The 16735-nt window shown below is 66.4% G+C and carries 15 protein-coding genes; 9 read left to right on the top strand and 6 right to left on the bottom strand.

Annotated elements, in window-relative coordinates; all coding sequences use genetic code 11:
* Positions 1–47 precede the first annotated feature (47 nt).
* Entirely contained in the window at positions 48–1859 is a 1812-nt protein-coding gene (locus tag E2I15_RS13925; protein ID WP_170991380.1) for a PAS domain-containing sensor histidine kinase, read from the top strand.
* Complete coding sequence (locus E2I15_RS13920; protein ID WP_246667888.1) at positions 1852–2592, top strand: peptidoglycan-binding domain-containing protein; 741 nt, start codon at positions 1852–1854, stop codon at positions 2590–2592. The genes E2I15_RS13925 and E2I15_RS13920 overlap by 8 nt, the downstream gene beginning before the upstream one ends.
* A gap of 120 nt (positions 2593–2712) precedes the next feature.
* Here the strand turns inward: E2I15_RS13920 and E2I15_RS13915 are convergent, their stop codons facing one another.
* The gene (locus tag E2I15_RS13915) at positions 2713–4356 is read right to left on the bottom strand and encodes an ankyrin repeat domain-containing protein (RefSeq protein WP_137476436.1); all 1644 of its coding nucleotides are present in this window, start codon (positions 4354–4356) and stop codon (positions 2713–2715) included.
* 226 nt (positions 4357–4582) lie between these two features.
* On the opposite strand from E2I15_RS13915, the gene E2I15_RS13910 reads away from it, so the two are divergent.
* Complete coding sequence (locus E2I15_RS13910; protein WP_016841837.1) at positions 4583–4927, top strand: DUF1491 family protein; 345 nt, start codon at positions 4583–4585, stop codon at positions 4925–4927.
* Here the strand turns inward: E2I15_RS13910 and E2I15_RS13905 are convergent.
* Positions 4924–5856: a DUF2336 domain-containing protein gene (locus tag E2I15_RS13905; RefSeq protein ID WP_137476435.1), complete on the bottom strand. Its 933-nt coding sequence runs from the start codon at positions 5854–5856 to the stop codon at positions 4924–4926. The two genes, E2I15_RS13910 and E2I15_RS13905, sit on opposite strands and share 4 nt — an antisense overlap.
* 292 nt (positions 5857–6148) lie before the next feature.
* On the opposite strand from E2I15_RS13905, the gene E2I15_RS13900 reads away from it, so the two are divergent.
* A complete protein-coding gene (locus E2I15_RS13900) occupies positions 6149–6343 on the top strand; it encodes a hypothetical protein (RefSeq protein ID WP_026192521.1) in 195 nt (64 codons plus the stop codon).
* A 16-nt stretch (positions 6344–6359) separates the two neighbouring features.
* Positions 6360–7127: a hypothetical protein gene (locus tag E2I15_RS13895; protein WP_137476434.1), complete on the top strand. Its 768-nt coding sequence runs from the start codon at positions 6360–6362 to the stop codon at positions 7125–7127.
* Here E2I15_RS13895 and E2I15_RS13890 read toward each other — a convergent pair.
* Positions 7124–7984 (bottom strand): LysR family transcriptional regulator, encoded by an 861-nt coding sequence (locus E2I15_RS13890; protein WP_137476433.1) that lies wholly within the window; start codon positions 7982–7984, stop codon positions 7124–7126. The genes E2I15_RS13895 and E2I15_RS13890 overlap by 4 nt on opposite strands.
* Before the next feature lie 91 nt (positions 7985–8075).
* Between E2I15_RS13890 and E2I15_RS13885 the strand changes: the two genes are divergently transcribed.
* A complete protein-coding gene (locus E2I15_RS13885) occupies positions 8076–8918 on the top strand; it encodes an MBL fold metallo-hydrolase (protein WP_137476432.1) in 843 nt (280 codons plus the stop codon).
* On the opposite strand, the gene E2I15_RS13880 is transcribed toward E2I15_RS13885, so the two are convergent.
* The 3 genes from E2I15_RS13880 to E2I15_RS13870 are packed head-to-tail and all read right to left on the bottom strand — an operon-like array spanning position 8915 to position 12376.
* Complete coding sequence (locus E2I15_RS13880) at positions 8915–9526, bottom strand: DUF1254 domain-containing protein (RefSeq protein ID WP_137476431.1); 612 nt, start codon at positions 9524–9526, stop codon at positions 8915–8917. The genes E2I15_RS13885 and E2I15_RS13880 overlap by 4 nt on opposite strands.
* Positions 9523–10101 carry a DUF1214 domain-containing protein gene (locus E2I15_RS13875; protein WP_057020198.1) on the bottom strand — a complete coding sequence of 193 codons (579 nt, stop codon included), beginning with the start codon at positions 10099–10101 and terminating at the stop codon, positions 9523–9525. The genes E2I15_RS13880 and E2I15_RS13875 overlap by 4 nt, the downstream gene beginning before the upstream one ends.
* A gap of 1 nt (position 10102) precedes the next feature.
* On the bottom strand, positions 10103–12376 hold the full coding sequence (locus E2I15_RS13870; RefSeq protein ID WP_137476430.1) for a transglycosylase domain-containing protein: 2274 nt from the start codon (positions 12374–12376) through the stop codon (positions 10103–10105).
* A 288-nt stretch (positions 12377–12664) separates the two neighbouring features.
* Here E2I15_RS13870 and E2I15_RS13865 point away from each other — a divergent pair, with 288 nt between their 5' ends.
* The 3 genes from E2I15_RS13865 to E2I15_RS13855 all read left to right on the top strand — a co-directional run bounded on the left by E2I15_RS13865 (position 12665) and on the right by E2I15_RS13855 (position 16669).
* Positions 12665–13201 carry a YcgN family cysteine cluster protein gene (locus E2I15_RS13865; protein ID WP_016841827.1) on the top strand — a complete coding sequence of 179 codons (537 nt, stop codon included), beginning with the start codon at positions 12665–12667 and terminating at the stop codon, positions 13199–13201.
* 159 nt (positions 13202–13360) lie between these two features.
* The gene (locus tag E2I15_RS13860) at positions 13361–14953 is read left to right on the top strand and encodes an MDR family MFS transporter (protein WP_137476429.1); all 1593 of its coding nucleotides are present in this window, start codon (positions 13361–13363) and stop codon (positions 14951–14953) included.
* A gap of 516 nt (positions 14954–15469) precedes the next feature.
* Positions 15470–16669 (top strand): ABC transporter substrate-binding protein, encoded by a 1200-nt coding sequence (locus E2I15_RS13855; protein WP_246667887.1) that lies wholly within the window; start codon positions 15470–15472, stop codon positions 16667–16669.
* Positions 16670–16735: the final 66 nt, after the last annotated feature.

Genomic DNA, 16735 nt, shown 5'->3' with positions numbered 1-16735 from the left:
GCGTTCCGGCGCGTCTGTGTTGACGATTGAGCCGAAGCGCGAGTGCTGTGAGTAGTTTGAGTCTGATCCGCGATTGCCTGGATGCGCTGCTGCATCCGTCGGCGCAATATGATGCGCTGACGCGTGCGCGCCATCGTGCCTTCATGGCGCCGCGGCTGCTCGGCAGCCTGGCGGCGCTTGCCTCGTTCCCTGCTTTTCTTGCGATGCGCGGCGCGCCGACGGCGATCGAGGTCGCGGCATTCGCCTGGCTGATCGCGCCGATCCTGCTGTCGTGGTTCCTGTCGCGCACCGGCCGCTATGAAGGCGCGCATGTACTGTCGTCGCTGGCGCTCGCCGGTCTCGTGATGATGATCGCGGCGACGACCGGCGGCATCGCCTCGTTCGCCGCGGTGTGGCTCGTCGTCATTCCGATCGAGGCGGCGCTGTCGGCCTCGCGGCGCGTGGTGGCGTTTGCGTTCGCGCTCGCGATGATCTGCGCGGCGCTGCTGAGCGTGCTCGGCCATTATCATGTGCTGCCGGTCGTCGATCCCGCGGTTGCCTCGAACAGCACGCTGGTCGGCTTCGGCGTCGTGTCGGCGATCTTCTACGCCGCCGGGCTCGCCTTCGGTGCGGAGTCGCTGGCGCGCACCAGCGTGGCGCTGCTCTATGTCGAGGAAGAGCGCTACCGCCTGCTCGCGCATAACATGAGCGACGTGCTGTCGCGGCACAGCCGCAACGGCGCCGTGCGCTTCATTTCGCCCGCGGCCGAGAACATGCTCGGCGTGCCGGCATCGCGGCTGTTGGGCCACGGCCTGTTCGATCGCGTTCATGTCGCCGATCGCCCGGCCTATCTCACGGCGCTGTCGGACGCCGCGCGCGGTGACTCGCGCAGCGTCGAGTTCCGCGTGCGCCGTGACGCTGCGCGGGGCGAAGCCACCGCCGAATTCATCTGGGCCGAGATGCGCTGCCGCCCGCTCGATCAGGCCGCCGCCGATGCCGAGGTCGTCGCCGTGATCCGCGACGTGACCGATCGCAAGGTGCAGCAGCAGGCGCTCGAACAGGCGCGCAATGTAGCCGAGCAGGCCGATGCGTCGAAGACGCGCTTCCTGGCCACCATGAGCCACGAACTGCGCACCCCGCTCAACGCCATCATCGGCTTCTCCGAGATGATCGCGCAGGAAGACGTGCTCGGCCTCGACGTGGCCCGCCGCAAGGAATACGCGCAGCTGATCAACGATTCCGGCCAGCACTTGTTGTCGGTCGTCAACGGCATCCTCGACATGTCGAAGATGGAGTCGGGCAATTTCGAGATTTCGCCGGAGCCGTTTGCGCCGCGGCCGGCGCTGCTCAATTGCTGCAATCTGGTGGCGTTGAAGGCGCGCGAGAGCGGCGTCGACCTCGTCACCCGCGTGCCCGACGATCTGCCGATCGTGAACGGCGATCCGCGCGCGTTCAAGCAGATCGTGCTCAATCTGGTCTCCAACGCCATCAAGTTCACCGAGCGCGGCGGCAAGGTGACCGTTTCGGCCGGCGTCGAGGGATCGCGGCTGGTGCTGCGTGTCTCGGACACCGGCGTCGGCATCGCCGCCGATGATCTCAAGCGAATCGGCGATCCGTTCTTCCAGGCCGGCAAGACCTATCAGCGCCGCCACGAAGGCACCGGTCTCGGTCTTTCCATCGTGAAGGGGCTGGTCGGCCTGCACTACGGCGAAATCAATGTGGAGAGCAAGGTGGGCGAGGGTACCACGGTATCGGTCGCGCTGCCGCTGGCGTTCACTCCGCCCGCCGCCGTCGAGCCGTCCAGCAACGTCTCGACCCTGAAGCCCGCGCTGCGTTCCGGACTACAAGAGCAAACCCATCAGGTGAAGAAGAGTGCCTAGACAGACTTTGGATGACGATGAAACGCCGCGCCGTCGCCGCGGCGCCAAGGCGGTGGCCATCGCGGCCGAGGAGGAACGTGGCCTCGTCCTGCGCCTGCTGCTGCACAGTCCGAAGGATCTGGTTGCCGGCGTGCTGGCGACGTCTGCCATTGTTGCGATCCTGATCAATGCGCTGTTCCTGCAGGCCGGCCGTCATCCGTCGCCGATGTTCGGCGGTTCGGTTGTGACGCTGCCGCCGCCGACCCCGGTTGCCGCGGCCACCAGCCCGATACCGCGCCCGCGCCCGGCCGAGGCTGCTGCCCGATCGGCCGAACCTGTCGACGTGAAGCCGGTGGAGACCAAACCGGCCGAGACCAGGTCCGTCGAAGCCAAGCCGGCGGAACCCAAAGCCGAGGCCAAGCCGGTCGATCCGATGGCCAATCTGGTGCTGAAATCGACCGCTGCGCCGCCGGCCGCCGCACCGTCCCCGGCCGCCGCGCCGCCCAGCGTCATTCGTCCGCCGGCGTCGATCCCGACACAGCATCTGAGCCCGGCCGGAAAACGCATCGCCGCGGTCCAGCGTACGCTGACGGAGTATGGCTACGGCCAGCTCAAGCCGACCGGCACGATCGGCGCCGATACCCAGCACGCCATCGCAAAGTTCGAGCGCGCCCGCAAGCTGCCGGTGACCGGCCAGATGTCCGATCGCCTGGTGCGCGAACTCAGCGCGATGATCGGGCATTCGATCGAGTAGTCTCTCTACGACGGCACTGAATGTGTATTCGTCATGCCCGGGCTCGTCCCGGGCTTCCACGTCTTTGAGACCTGTTGAAGCCAAGAGGGGGATGGCCGGGACAAGCCCGGCCGTGACGAGTTAGGGCGTTTCGCCCAGCAGAACGTCCCTGACCTCGTCGGAGAACAGCTTCCTGCGGCCGGCCAGCAGCACCCATTCCGGATCGTCGCGATCCGGAATGGCGCGCGGCATCCCGTGATCGAGCAGGGCCTGCGCGCAGCCCACCCAGTCGCCGCCGCTGACCGGCTCGTTGCAGGAGGCCCACGACAAGGAGCCGGACGCATTGTCGCCGAAGCCGTGCTGCTCGGTCCACTCCGCGCCGTGCTCGAGCAGGAATCGCGTCAGGGCGCCATTGCCGCGGAACACCGCGTGATTGAGCGCCGAGGCATCCCAGTCGCCGCCACGCACCGCGATCGGCCAGCCGAGCTCGATCATCAGCCGCACCGCATCGTCGCCGCCTGCCGCGGCGAGCTCCGGAAGCAACCGCAATTGCTGTGGTGAAAGCGAGCCCGGAAGATCGGGCCGACCGGCCTGGATTCGCCGCGCCTCGCTCTCGTCACCGCTGCTGCACGCCGCGACGAACCGCTCGTCATCGACTAGCGTCTCGTCACCGGTGCGCTCGCGCAGCAACTCGGCGACCTCGGTCAGTCCGAATTGCAGCGCGTACCTGTAGGCGCTGAGCCCGCCTGGTGTCGTGATGCGCGGGTCCGCGCCGGCATCGAGCAGTGTCGCGATGCAGGTCCGCGACCGCCGCCGGCGAATCGCCCACAGCAGCGGCGAGCCGCAATCGGTCAGCGGCGCGTTGCCGGCGGCTTCGTTTGGATTTCCGCCGTGCCGCAGCAGCAAGTCGAGCGCCGCCACGTTCTCGTCGTCGAGCACCTTGTACATCGCGTTGGTGCCGGCGATCCGCGCGCCATGCTCGAGCAGCAGGCCTGTCGTCACCGAGCCTTCGAGCGAGTGATACAGCGATTCATTGTCGTTCGGATTGGCGCCGGCTTCGAGCAACAGTTTGGTCAGCTCGAGATCGTGGTTGCGGCCGGCGGCGCCGTACAGCGCTGACAGCGGATTGCTGTCATCGGGTGCGTCGAGCGATCCCGGCGGCCAGCGGCTGCTGATGTGCTGGTCGGGATCGGCGCCGGCCTGCAGCAGCAGGCGTGCGCAGCGATGCAGCCGCGCCTGAAATTCTGGAATCTGCAACAGGCCGGAATGCGTGACCGCGACCAGCGGCGGCAGTTTCAAGGGACCGCCGGGACGATTGACCCATGCTGGATCGTCGTTGGCGGTGCGTTGCAGCGTCTCCTCGTCGCCGATGGCGCAGGCGAGATAGGGATCGTCGGCGATGAGGCCGGGATCCTCGGTGAGCATCCGCGCCGCAACGCGCGGATTGGCGCGGTCGGTGGTGCCGGCGACGTCTGCGGCATAGACCAGCTGCAGCCATCGCCGCACGCGATCGGCCTTGCTCTTGCCGGGCGGCAATTGTGCGTCGACATAGCGCCGCAGGTCCGGCCAGGAGGCGAAGCCGAGATCGCGCGCCACACAGGACTGCGCATCGTGCAGCCGCAGATCAAGCGCAGCGATCTCAGTATCGCTGCGCCCGGCCGCAGCCGGAAGCGCATGCCGGAAACGCGCGTAGGCCTCCGGCGCCTGCCGCCGATACAGGCGAACGAGCTCCTTGGCCTGCTTCTTCAGATGTTCGAGATTCAATCGCGCGGGCGATCGGTCCATGGAAACCTCCGTGCATCAATCGCCGATGGTCCACAAAACCGGCTGCACAAAGGCTTGGTTGGCCGCTCAATTGGTGCAAGTGGGTTCAACCCTTCCCGTGGACCCGGGCGCGGCTTGCACCGCAGACTCAAGGATATGGGTGACGATTGGTTGGGTCAACCCGCCGCTGCGCGACGACATCTGTGACAATTGGACGTGGCCGCGCCGCTGGCCTATAGCTCGGTGCATGCGATTGAAAACCAGCATATGGGTCGCGGCGTATCTGCGCCGCTGCCAGACCGAGGGCGTGTTCGGCGCAGTCCGCAAGAAGGGCGCTGAGGAAGCCGGTGCCGTGTTCGTCAAGGTGGCGCTGATGGATGGCAACGCGATGCTGTATGCACCCGCGCCGCAGACGGTCTATGACGACAGCCGTCCGGTCGAGCGGCTGTTCGTGCCGACCGCGCCACAGCCGGTGTCCGAGCCATCTGTCGAGGAGCGCTTGACCAAGGAGCTCCGCTTCGATCCCGATGCCTGGATCGTCGAGACCGAGGACCGCGCCGGGCGGCACTTCCTCGATCTGGCGAAGGGTTAACCTCCAGACTTCTGATTTCGGACAGCGGGTGCGCTGCCGGGCTGCAACGCGGGCCGCGTCTGCGAGGATGCCGCGCGCACGCGATGGCGCTCATCGTCATAGAGCGACGAGCGATACTTGGCGCGGGCCACCGCCATGGTCGAGCCGCGCCACGCCGCCAGCATCACCAGCGCGGAGCGCTCGCTCAGGCGATCATAGAGCCGCGACAGCCGATAGACATAATTGACCGAGGAGCCGGCTTCCGGATTGAGGAACATCAGGATCCGCTGAAACGCGGCGCTCGACACGTCGAGCGCCCGCATCGCGCAGGCGAGCGGCTCGCCGCCGGGATCGTTGACGACATCGGCGGCGATCCGCGACGGCAGGATCAGCGCTTCGCCGAGTTCGAGCGTGAAGTTATCGAGGTCCTCGGCAAACGCCGCCATCTCCAGGATATGGATCGCGCGCGCGGCGCGCGCGGCCGGAATCCGCGCCGCGGCCTTCAGCGGCGTCTCCTGCAGATTGTGCAGGATCTGCGCGCGCTCCGTCGTGCTGGCGGCAAAGAACATGTCGGAGATTTCGGCGGCATCGTTCGGCCGCATCGCGAGGCTCGCGGCCATTCGCAGCTCGGCCTCGGTCGGGATCTTGGTCCGCAGCGCGGACGGGGCGGGCGCGGGAATTGGCGCGGCCGCCGGCATCGGCTGGTCGGGACCGACGCGGCGCAGCCCAAGCTTGTCCATGATCCGGGCTGGCGTCGCCGGATAGATCGCAAGCCGCGCGCGGACGGCGGCACGCGTCGCGTCGTCAACCTCGTCGATCAGGCGCGTCGTCAGCTCGACGAACTGGCGCTCTTCATCGGCGGAATGTGCGCTCGCCTGCACATAGAGGTCGGTCAGGACGCGCAGCAGCGTCGGGCGGATGTCGACGCCCTCGCGACGGGAGAGCGTCATCAGCCCATCGAAACCAGGAAATAGCGGAGCTGCGCTCATCTCGGGCGTACGCGACTTGCCAAACTGCGGTTTGAAAACCTTGTGGCAGCGAGCCTACGCAGGCTGTTTTAAGAGGCAGTTAAGGAAAACAAGCCGTGAAGGTGAATGCTCGAATTTGCGCGTGTCTATTAAGGCACAGCGCCATATCCGTAACCGTCCGTACCCGAGGCTTAAGATGTCATTAACCATGCGCGTTCTTAACTCGGCGTGCGCGGGGCAAATCATGTCCGTGCGGGGCCAGAGAGAACGGAACATGGGCACCATCGTTGAGTTTCCGGCGGATGCGGCTGCACGGCGGCCGGGCATGGCCGGTGCTGCCGGCGAAGGCATGGGGACCGTACTGATCCTTCCCGTCGTCCGGATCGAGCGAACGACGGAGGAGACCGGCGGAGGTCGCGGACCGGAGCAGGGCACTGCGCAGGGCCGCCGTCGCCGACGCCGCTCCTGATCGCGGACATCGGGAAATGCCGGAGCTTGTGCAGCGGACCGTCACGCGGCGGTCACTCCCCGCGCTGATCCTGCTGCTGGCGGGCGTGGCGCTCGCCGGCTGCAGCGGCGGCGATTTCGGCCGCACCCGCGCCGATTTCCGCAACGACGACATGCATCGCTGGATCGGCGCCGAGGCGACCGGCAGCATCGGCAAGAACGCCTCGCAATTCCAGCTCACCGAACACGAGCGTCAGCTGCGCGACCTCGCCTATCAGTTCATCGAGCCGCCGCTGTCGCGTCCGGCGTGGAAGAGCGTGTTCGGCGACTACCAGCCGCTGCCTTCGCCGTGGCGGCAGAGGGTCGTGTTCGATCGCACCGCCTATGGCCGCAATCTGATCGACGAGCCGCATCGCTCGTTCGCCTCGCGCTATTCGCTGCTGATCGACGAGGTGCGCGACGACATCACCCGCTTCGAGCCGTTCTTCGCCACCGCGATCCAGGTGACCGAGCTCGATCGCAAGCGCAATGCCAGCCTCCACATGATCGCCGACGTGTCGCCGCGCGAGCGGGCTGACGCGGTGGCGCGGATGGAAGAGAACACACTGATCGTGCAATGGGTCCAGCAGGCCCTCGAGCGGCGGATCTCGTCCTATCGCTGGGCGCTGGAGCGGCTGGTGATCCAGGCGCCCGACGGCATGGCGGCCGATGCCGAACGCCAGATCAACGAACTTGCGCGGCTCACCGCCAACGCACCGCTTATCTCCGCGCCTGTCACGGGCCAGGCCGTCGTGACCAAGGGCTAGCCGCGCTTCGTCTTCTTCGCTGTCGATTGGATCCGGCGATTGTTGGCTTGCCGTGGCAGGCTCGCAATGAACGCCTTCAGAGCATCGGAGGGCGGCTGGGCCGAGGGGTAGGCGAGGCCGACCTGGCGCGTCACGTCGATATCGATCGCGCGCATCGCGACATCAGGATTGCCGCGCGCCACGCCCTCGGGCACGATGGCGACGCCAACCCCGGCCGCCACCAGCGCCATCGCCCACTCCTCGGACTCCGCGATCGCCACCGGCTTGCGCGGCGGTGACGCACGCTTGAAGAATTCCTGCTGCTCGCAATGGCAACGATCGATCATCGGAACGCCGGCGAAGTCGGTGGTCCGGAGCATCTCCTTCAGCGTCAGGGGATGCGAGGGCGGCAGTGCCGCGACATAGCGCTCGCTCCACAGCGGGATGAAGTGCTCGCCGGCGCCGACCATGGTCTTGGCGACGATCCGCGCGTCGGCCTTCTCGCTGGCGCCGACCAGCCGGAGCGCAAGGTCGGTATTGCCGGTCAGCGGCTTCAGCAGCGCGATGGTCCGGGCCTGATCGAGCGTCCGCAACAGACCGAGCGTCAGCGCCTGCCGCGTCGCGGGCTTGCGGAAGAGATTTCGCGCCGCATCCGCCTCGTCGATGATCCGGCGGGCGATGCCGTGAAACTGCGCGGCTGAGGCCGTCGGGGCCATGCCCTTCTTGTGCCGGATGAACAGCGTGGTGCCGAGCTCGGCCTCGAGATTGGTGATCGCCGCCGAGATCGACGGCTGCGAGATGAAGCAGCGTTTCGCCGCGGCGGTCAGATTGCGCTCGCGGTAGACCGCGGCGAAGTAGCGGAGTTCGCGTATATCCATAGGTATATCCTATCACATGAATAGAAAGACAATATTTTACCTATGCAAGCGCCAGTGGCAAGTCTGCGCCTGTTACTGCGGAGGACCTGTCATGCGCATCCACCATCTCAACACCGGCACGATGTGCCCGATCGGAAAGCGGCTCGTGAACGGCAGCGGCAGCATCTTCCAGCGGGCGCGGATGGTCTGTCACTGCCTGCTGGTCGAGAGCAATGATGGCCTCGTGCTGGTCGACACCGGGATCGGACTCGACGACATCGGCGACCCGCCGCGGCTCGGACGCAAATGGGTGCGGCGGACGACGCCGCGGCTCGATCCGGCCGAGACGGCGGTGCGGCAGGTCAAGGCGCTCGGCTTTTCAGCTGATGATGTGCGCCATGTGCTGCTGACGCATCTCGATCGCGATCACGCAGGCGGCGTGCCGGACTTTCCGAAGGCCAAGGTGCACGTCCATCGCAAGGAGTACGAGATGGCGGTGACGCATCAGGTCACGCCGCCGCAGGGGCGCTATATCACGGCGCAGTGGCGGCACGGGCCGGACTGGGCGTTCTATGGTGCCGGCGGCGAGGACTGGTTCGGCTTCAAGGGCGTGCGCGCGCTCGGCGACCGCGAGCCGGACATCCTGATGATCCCGTTGCCGGGCCACACGCTCGGCCATTGCGGGATCGCGGTGCGCGACAACGACAAATGGCTGCTGCATGCCGGCGACGCCTATTTTCACCACGCGCAGCTCGATGCCAGGCCGCGGATCCCGCTGGTGCTCGGCATGTTCCAGCGCCGGGCGGACATGGATCGCGCGACGCGCATTCAGAACCAGCAACAGCTGCGGCAATTGAAGGCGGCGCATGGTGCTGATGTGACGATCGTCAACAGCCACGATCCCGTCGACTACGAGACCTGCCGCTGCGGCCGGCACGCACTCGCCGTGAGCTAGCGCTTGCGCGCCGCCGGCGCCGGCGCGGGTAGCGGCGGCGGCTCCTGCTTGGCCGCGACCGGCTCGGTCTGCACCTTGCACGAGGAGGCGGCGAGCGAGGCCTGCGCCTGCGGCATCAGGCCGGGCTCCGGCGCCAGCGCCTTCAGCAGGATCAGGCCGGTTGACGTCGGCGAGTCGATGATCAGCCGGTCGGCGGCGGTGATTTCCTCGTCTTCCGGCAGCTCGTTGTGCTGCGCCTCCGTCATCAGGTCGAGCTCGATCACCTTCTTGCCGGCGGAGCGGTCGTTGATCGCGTAATAGGCGACCTCGTTGCGGGTATAGAACGACACCGACGTATAGGCCTGGCTGACCGGCACGGTGAGCTTGAGCGGTCCGGTCGAGAGATCGTAGCGGCAGATCGCCACCGCGAAGGCCGGATCCATCAACGGCATCGGCGAATGGCTCGGGTCGGCCAGCGGCAGCTGCGTCACCTCGTTGAGCTTGGTCATCGGCGTCAGCCGCGAATAGGCGTCCTGCGAGGCGATGCGCGGCAGCGCCAGCACGCTGACGAGATGCACCACGCCGCCGAGCAGCACGCCTGCGAGGATGGTGAGCAGCAGGCGGATCATGGGCAACCCGTCGTTGTGATCGACGGCATCGGCGCGTCGCGCTGCGTGCGGGTCGCGACCCCGACCGGCGTGTCGTAGAGCCGCAGCATCAGCGCGTAGCGCTCGATGCCGCCGGTCGGCAGCCAGTTGCCGGCGCGCGAGCGCGAGGCGATGTGGATCTCGAACGTGCCGTCGGAGGCGCGCATGATCTCCTGGCTGGTGAAGCCGTAGCGCTGCAGCGTGTTGGCGACCAGGTGCCCCTTGCGGTCGAACAGCGTCAGCGTCCAGAATCGCGCCGCCGGCGTCACGCCGCTGACCACGATGTCGCAGCGGCCGTCGAGCGGCTTGTTCTTGTCGTCTGTGGTCGCCGAGAACGCGATGCCGTCGCCGGTGCCGATCGGCAGTTCGCCGCTGCGCGCGATGGTGGCGCGCGAATAGGGATCGACGTCGGAGGTGCCGCTCTTCGGCCGCGCGGTCCAGGCGCCGATCTTCAGCGTGCCGAGATCGGTGCCGCGCGTCGCCGTCGCATAGGTCAGGCCGAGGCCAACGGCCGTGGCGATCACGAGTGCCAGCAAGGTGGTGAGGAGGAGCCGCACGTCAGTTCTTGCGTGGCACTGCCGGTGTCGCGCCGTCCGGCCCGGCCGCGGCAACGTAGTTTTCGGGGAACGCCAGCGCGCTCGAGGACTCGGCCTTGCCGGTCTCCGAGCGTTCGTTCAGCGTGGTCTTGCCGGCGGTTTTGGCCGCGTCGTCGAGCAGCTTCTCGACCCGCACCAGGATATCCGCACCGCGCTTGGTCAACACCGGCGGCGGGCCGGGCTTGGTTTCCAATACGCGCGGCGCCGCGCTGGCCTGGGCATTGGCCTGCGCCGGCTGCGGCGGCAGCTTCTGGCCCATGCCGACGCCGACGAGCTCCTTGACCTCCACGCCCTGATGCGCGGCGACCATGATGTCGTGCCAGGTCTGCGCCGGCAGTGAACCGCCGGTCATGCGGTTGGTCGGCGAATAGTCGTCATTGCCGTACCAGACCGCGCAGGTGAAGTTGCCGGTGTAGCCGACGAACCAGGCGTCGCGATAGGCGTTGGTGGTGCCGGTCTTGCCCGCGGTCGGAATGCCGTCGAGCGCGGCGCGGCGCGCGGTGCCTTCGCTGACCACGTGGCTCATCATGCCGGCCATGTCGGCGGCGATGTTCGGCGGAATGGCCTGCCGCGGCTTCGGGCCGTCGCGGTCCCAGCGCCACACCAAGTCGCCGGCGCCGGTACGCACCTCGAGCACGGAATGCGGCGTCACCGCCTTGCCGCGGTTCGGGAAGGTCGCATAGGCGACCGCGTGCTCCAGCACGGTGACTTCGTCGGAGCCGATCGGTAGCGACGGCGTATCGGGCAGCGGCGCCTTGAGGCCGAAGCGGCGCGCGACCTCGACGATCTTGGCGCGGCCCGCCTTCGGCCCTTCCTTGCCGCCCATCATGATCGAGAGCTTGACCGGCACCACGTTGATCGAGCGGGTGATCGCCTGCGTCAGCGTGACCTGACCTGAATAGGAATGGCCATAGTTCTGCGGGCACCAGTTGCCGATGCAGACCGGGCCGTCGACGATCTTCGAGTTCGGCGTGAAGCCGTTCAGCAGTGCCGTGGTGTAGACATAGGGTTTGAACGACGAGCCGGGCTGGCGATAGGCGTCGGTGGCGCGGTTGAACTGGCTTGCACCATAGTCGCGTCCGCCGACCATGGCGCGGATGCCGCCGTCGAGATCGGACACCACGGTCGCGGCCTGGGTCGCGTGGTAGTCACGCCCGAACTGGCGCAGCTGGTTCTCGATCGCTTCCTCGGCCGCCTTCTGCACGTTCATGTCGATCGCGGTGCGGACCACGAAGACGCGCTCGGTGTAGGATTTCGGGAAGGTGTCGACCAGCTTGCGCATCTCGTCGAAGGCATAGTCGAGATAGTAGTTCGGCGAGTTCTCGTCGCGCCGGTCGACCGCGACCGCGGGATTGCGGCGGGCGCCGAACACCTGGCCCTCGGTCATGAAGCCGGCATCGACCAGGTTGTCGAGCACGACATTGGCGCGGGCGCGCGCCGCGGGCAGGTTGATGTGCGGGGCGTATTTGGTCGGCGCCTTGAACAGGCCGGCGAGCATCGCGGCCTCCGCGAGATTCACGTCGCGCACCGACTTGTTGAAGTAGAAATGTGCCGCGCCGTCGACGCCGAAGGTGCCGCCGCCCATATAGGCGCGGTCGAGATAGAGCTTCAGGATCTCGTTCTTGGTGAGCCGCGTCTCGAGCCAGATCGCGAGGAAGGCTTCCTTCACCTTGCGCTCGATGGTGCGCTCGTTGTTCAGGAACAGGTTCTTGGCGAGCTGCTGGGTGATCGACGAGCCGCCCTGGCGGACGCCGCCGGCCTGCGCGTTGGTGACGAGCGCGCGGGCGAGGCCCGGCACGTCGATGCCGAAATGGTCGTAGAAGCGGCGGTCTTCGGTCGCGAGCGTCGCCTTGATCAGATTGTCCGGAAAATCTTCCAGCGGGATCGAGTCATTATGCTTGATGCCGCGGCTGCCGATCGGGTTGCCGTAACGGTCGAGGAAGGTCACCGCAAGGTCGGACTTCTTCAGCCAATCCTCGTCGGCGGTCTCGCGGAAGGCCGGGATCGCGAGCGTCAGCATCAGGATCATGCCGCCGAGCCCGAGCGTCGCGGCCTCCGACAGCGGCTCGATGAACACCCAGCGCTTCCAGCGGCCGACATAGAAGCGGTCCATGAAGGTGGAATAGCGCTCGTAGAGCTCGCGCAGGCCCTTGCCCGACGAGAAAAGCGTCGAGTCGATACGCGCATCGAGGTCCAGGAAGAAGTTCCGGACCTTCTGTTTCCAATGCGACGGCATGATCTGAAAGGACCGGACCCTTGATCAGTTCGACAGCGCTGCGGGCGCCCAAAACGGGCACGGGCCAGCGTCTTGCTTCGATGTTGCGGCAATCCCAAGGCGCTTTTGCGTCGTTGGGGACTCGTTCCACGTTCTATCCGAGCGGCTGCCATAAACCAATGGTGCGGCTTGTGAATTTAATGAAAGCCCTAACGCTGCCCACTGGCTTTTTCGACCCCGCACTACCACCCCCTTGCGGAGGGAGCGCCGGCATCCCAAGAAGAGTTGCACCGCCATTACAGGGATATCATGACCGCACCGCCCAAGCGCCCGTCGGACCAGGAGGGATTCTTCTGGAAAACCAAGACGTTGGAAGAAATGTCCAACGCCGAATGGGAGAGCCTGTGTGACGGCTGCGCACGCTGCTGCCTGGAGAAGCTCGAGGACGAGGACACCGGCAAGATCTATTTCACCCATATCTCCTGCAAGCTGCTCGATTCCGGCCTCTGCACCTGTAAGGACTACCCGAACCGTTCCGACCAGGTTCCGGATTGCGTCCGCCTGACCCCCGAAAACGTGCGGACGCTGAACTGGCTGCCGCCCAGCTGCGGCTACCGGCTGGTGGCCGAGGGGCGGGACCTCTATTGGTGGCATCCCCTGATCTCGGGCGATCCCAACACCGTCCATGAGGCCGGCGTCTCGGTGCGCGGGCGGGTGGAGGGCACCGAGCTCGACGTCAACGACGCCGATCTCGAGGATCATATCGTGCGATGGCCCGCCCTGCTGCCGAAACGGGCACAATTGAAGAAGCGGCCGAAAATGCTGGGCAAGACCACCAAAGCGTGACGCCGTCGCCGCGTCCGCGATCACGTCACCGCGAGAATAGCGCGGCGGGATGCACCCATGCGCTGGGGTGCCTGCCTCAGCATTCAATTGCTGCATAAATTGCAAAGCAGAGAATGATTCTATCGCGGGACGCGCCCGCGCAGCAGCATTACGCCTCAAATGAACAAGTATGAACGGCAGAGCCGGATTCCTGCCGACCAAGCGACATTGCCCGACGACATTGCCGAAGAGCTGTCTCATCTCCCGAGCGAGGTGATCGAACTCAGCGAAGCGCCGCCGCTGGCACCGCCGGCACCGCTCAATCCGGACGAAGTCCGCACCATCCTCATCAGCCTGATGCTGACGATGTTCCTGGCCGCACTCGACCAGACCATCGTCGCGACCGCGCTGCCGACGATCGGGCGCCAGTTTCACGACGTCACCAATCTGTCCTGGGTGATCACGGCCTATCTGTTGGCCTCGACGGCGGTGGCGCCGGTGTTCGGCACGCTGAGCGACATCTATGGCCGCCGCGTCATGATCATCACCTCGCTCAGCCTGTTCGTGGTCGGCTCGGTGCTGTGCGCGATCGCGCCCAGCATGACCATGCTGATCGTCGCCCGCGGCCTGCAGGGGCTCGGCGGCGGCGGCATCATGCCGGTGGTCCAGACCGTGATCTCCGACGTGGTGAGCCCGCGCGAGCGCGGTCGCTATCAGGCCTATTTCTCCAGCGTCTGGATGGCCGGCGGCATCCTCGGCCCGGTGGTCGGCGGCGTGTTCGCCGAGCATCTGCACTGGTCGATGATCTTCTGGATCAACCTGCCGCTCGCGGCGGCGGCGCTGGCGCTGCTGCTGCCGAAGATGGGCAAGATCCCGGTGTTCCACCGCAAGCGCAAGGTCGACTGGCTCGGCGGCATCCTGCTGATGGCCTCGGCCGTCGTGCTGATGCTGGTGCTGACCTGGGGCGGCACCCGTCTGTCCTGGCTGTCGCCGACCATCACCGCGATGGTGGGCGCCTCGATCGCGCTCGCCGGCGCCTTTGTCTGGCACGCGCGCCGCGCCGACGAGCCGTTCCTGCCGCTGTCGCTGCTCGGCGGCTCGGTGGTGCCGTTCGCGATGGGGGCGGGCGGCTGCGCGCTCGGCGCCATGGTCGGCCTCACCGTGCACCTGCCGCTCTATTACGAGGTGGTCTATCACCTCACCGCCAGCGAGGCCGGCCTCGCGCTGATCCCGCTCGCGGCGATCTCGACCTTCGGTGCGGCGATCGCCGGCCGGACCATGGCGAAGGCCAAGCACTACAAGCGTGTCGCGATCGTCGGCACCTCGGTGGCCGCGATCTGTGCCGTCGGCATGGCGGTGACGACGCTGCCGCTGTGGGCATTGCTGCTGTTGATGAGCGTGTTTGCGCTCGGCCTCGGCACCACTTTCCCGATCAGCGTGGTGTCGCTGCAGAACGCAGTGGCGCGGCCGCAGGTCGGCACCGTCACCGGCGCGATGAACTTCTTCCGCGCGATGATGGCCTCCTTCACGGTCGCCGCCTTCACCACCATCCTGCTGATGACGCTGGGGACCGACATCTCGCTCGCCGGCGAGCATCATGCCGCCGCCAGCACCGTCAGCGCGATCCCGATGGCCGACATGATCCATGCGTTCCGCTACGTGTTCGGCGCCGCCGCCGTGCTGCTGACCACCGCCTCGATCTGCATGATCACGATGGAAGAGCGCCCGCTCGCCGGTCCCGCCGCCCACCCGCCGGCGGAGATGGCTGAGTAAGGACGTTGGCCGCGTACACCGCTGTCGTCCCGGCGGACCCATGCGCCGCGGCGGATGTTGTGAATCGGACTCGTCGTTCCAACATCGCGTAACAATCAGCATGCGTGGTTATGGGTCCGTGCTTTCGCAAGGGACGACACTGAGCTTGTCGTACGGCCAGCGGGCAACAATCCGCGATCTCGCGACATCAATTGCCCGAGCCTTGCGTTTCGTTCCGCTCTCTCCGCTTCGCTCGCCCTGCGTAATTTGCGCAGCGGGGAATGACGATCCAAGAGATCGGCGCCCCACGACCTTTTATTCCCCCTCTGCCTCAAATTTATTCAGCCGCACCGCGTCGACCCACTACTTTAGTCGCCGTCCATGCATGGCGATCTGCGCGCAGTTTCACTTGCTGCGCATTTTGTCGCGGCTATAGTCGCGCCCCAAGAGCTCGAAGCGGCCGAAGAAAAAGAGGAGAGAAACAGGGTGACAAGAACATCGCGACTCCCCGTGCATGCGAAACTTGCAGGAGCGGCCGTGTTCGGCCTGTTGGCTGCGGCGCCCAGCGGAGCGCTGGCTGCCGACACCCTCAAGATCGGCGTGATCGCCGAAGCGCAGGCGATTGCCGGTGCATCGATCCCGCAGGCGGCGCAGCTGGCCGCCGACGAGATCAACGCCAAGGGCGGCATCGACGGCCGCAAGATCGAGATCGTCAGCTACGACAACCACTCGTCCTCGGCGGATTCGGTGCGCGCGTTTCAGCGCGCGGTCAACGAGGACAAGGTCAACGTCGTCATTTCGAGCTACATCAGCGAAGTGGTGCTGGCGCTCGAGCCCTGGGCTTCGCGCCTGAAGACGCCGTTCGTCACGCCCGGCGCCGCCTCCAACGAGATCAGCAAGAGCGTCCACGCCGATTACGAGAAGAACAAGTACACCTTCCACGGCTACTTGACCTCGGCCGCGCTGGCGCTGTCGGTCTGCGACGCCGCCAAGGAGCTCCTGGTCGATCAGAAGCACATGAAGACCGCGGTCATCATGAGCGAGGACGCCGCCTGGACCAAGCCGCTCGACGTCGGCTACGAGGAGTGCCTGCCCAAGATCGGGCTCAAGGTCGTCGACCATATCCGTTTCTCGCCCGACACCACCGACTTCACGCCGATCTTCAACAAGGTCGAAGGCTCCAAGCCCGACGTGATCATCACCGGCATCTCGCATGTCGGCGTGCAGCCGACGGTGCAGTGGAAGAACCAGCAGGTGCCGATCCCGATGTTCGGCATTTCCTCGCAGGCGACCAACGAGACCTTCGGCAAGGACACCAACGATGCGGCGGAAGGCGTGCTGTATCAGGGCGTCTCGGGCCCGAACGTCGCGGTGACGCCGAAGTCGGTGCCGTTCGCTGAGGGCTTCAAGAAGCGCTACGGCAACTATCCGTCCTATGCGGGCTACACCGCCTATGACGAGGTCTACTACATCGCGGATGCGGTGAAGCGCGCCGGCTCGGTCGAGGCCGACAAGATGGTCGATGCGCTGGAGAAGACCGACTGGGAAGGCACCATCGGACGCGTCCAGTTCTACGGCAAGGACGATCCGTTCACCCATTCGATCAAGTACGGCAAGGGCCTGATCACCGGACTGATGCTGCAGTGGCAGGGCGGCAAGCAGGTCGCGGTCTGGCCGAAGGAGGTCGCCAAGAGCGACCTCAAGTTCCCGAGCTTCATCAAGGTCACCACGAACTGACTGACGGTCATGCTCCCGGGCCCCACCCGGGAGCATCCCCGTTCGGTTCCGTGTCCTCCACAACAG

This window comes from Bradyrhizobium sp. BR2003, from assembly GCF_009720285.1.
GTDB classification, from domain to species: domain Bacteria; phylum Pseudomonadota; class Alphaproteobacteria; order Rhizobiales; family Xanthobacteraceae; genus Bradyrhizobium; species Bradyrhizobium elkanii.
This window is presented reverse-complemented; position numbering and strand designations above follow the sequence as displayed.